Below are 1,394 nucleotides of genomic sequence, written 5' to 3'. Positions count from 1 at the left end.
GCACCGGGTCGGCCAAAGCGGTTTCCTCGCGCACCAGGGCCGGCCGTACGCCCGCCGGGGCGGTGGCAGCCGTCAGCACCACCGGCGCTGTTTGTGCGGCAGCGGTGGGTGCATGGCTTATCAGCAGCAAAACCAAAACTGGGAGCGCAAGGCAGCTAGGCGTTTTCATAGAATAAATAGGAGGTTTCAGGAGCAATATACGGCCTGGAACTGGTTCGGTGGCCAGCGGCGTACCTTTGCTGCCCGCATGCCTCCTCCCCAACCGCAGCCGCTCCAGCCCGGCGATTTTTACTATACGCCTGAGGGTTATCTCGTCTTCACCGAGCAGTACCACCGGCGGCGCGGCACCTGTTGCGGCAGTGGCTGCCGCCATTGCCCCTGGAAATTTCGGCCCAAATCAGGCGCTGGAGGGACATCCGAGCGGAAATAGGGCGGGGTGTTTGGTGAATGCCAGACTTTTGCCGATATTTGCGGCCCGTTTCCCTGCTTTGTATAAAATTTAACCCTCCGATATCATGGCCCGTGTTTGTGATTTGACCGGCAAGCGTACCCGCGTTGGTAACAACGTTTCGCACGCGAACAACAAGACCAAGCGCAAGTTCTTCCCGAACCTGCAGAAAAAGCGTTTCTACGTGCCCGAGCAAGACGCCTGGGTAACGCTGAAAGTGGCTACCTCGACCATCCGCACCATCAACAAGAATGGCATCATGGCCACCTTGAAGAAGGCCAAGGAGCAGGGCTTCATCGTGTACTAGTTGATTTTTTAGTAGGCGGTATTGGGTAGTCAGTAGTCAGAAATGACGATGGCGCACGTGCTCAAATCCGATTACTGACTACTCAATACCGCTTACCAGGTACAAAGCCAGCGCCGCGCCGGTTGTCTCTCAGGCAACCGGCGCGGCGCTGGCTTTGTCTGTTGGCGGCTATCTTGCTTTGGGATAGTCATTCATCAGGAAGTAGCTTGTCATGCGGTTGTCGTACCACATTCATTCGGTTTTGAGCCTGCCTGCGCGGCAGTTGGCCTATGGGCTGTTGGCCGGTAGCCTGGGTTTGGGCGCGCTGCCCGCCGTGGCCCAGGCGCCCACGTCCATTCCCGAGCCCATCGTGGAATATCCGGCCCCGGCCCGGCCCACCGACTTCCTCACGCCGGCCTTTCATAAGCAGCGGCGCGAGCTGTTGCGGGGCCAGCTGCCGCCCCACAGCGTGGCCGTGGTGTTTGCCGCGCCGGTGCGCAACCGCGCCAACGACGTGAACTACGTCTACCACCAAAACCCCGATTTCCACTACCTCACCGGCTACGAGGAGCCCGATGCCGTGTTGCTGCTCTTCGCCGAGCCGCGCACCGTGGGCGGCCAGCCGGGCGTTACCGAGGCGCTGTTCACCCAGCCGCGCAA

3 protein-coding genes are annotated in these 1,394 nt (G+C 60.3%); all 3 read left to right on the top strand.

Annotation, left to right across the window (positions count from 1 at the left end; all coding sequences use genetic code 11):
* Positions 1–112 precede the first annotated feature (112 nt).
* A complete protein-coding gene (locus tag ACYVDE_RS22835; RefSeq protein WP_460503834.1) occupies positions 113–430 on the top strand; it encodes a DUF5522 domain-containing protein in 318 nt (105 codons plus the stop codon).
* A gap of 85 nt (positions 431–515) precedes the next feature.
* A complete protein-coding gene (rpmB, locus tag ACYVDE_RS22830; RefSeq protein ID WP_460503833.1) occupies positions 516–755 on the top strand; it encodes a large ribosomal subunit protein bL28 in 240 nt (79 codons plus the stop codon).
* Between the two features lie 241 nt (positions 756–996).
* The coding region (locus ACYVDE_RS22825) for an aminopeptidase P N-terminal domain-containing protein (RefSeq protein ID WP_460503832.1) at positions 997–1,394 on the top strand (398 nt) is incomplete at its 3' end.

Source organism: Hymenobacter agri (assembly GCF_054778495.1).
This window is presented reverse-complemented; position numbering and strand designations above follow the sequence as displayed.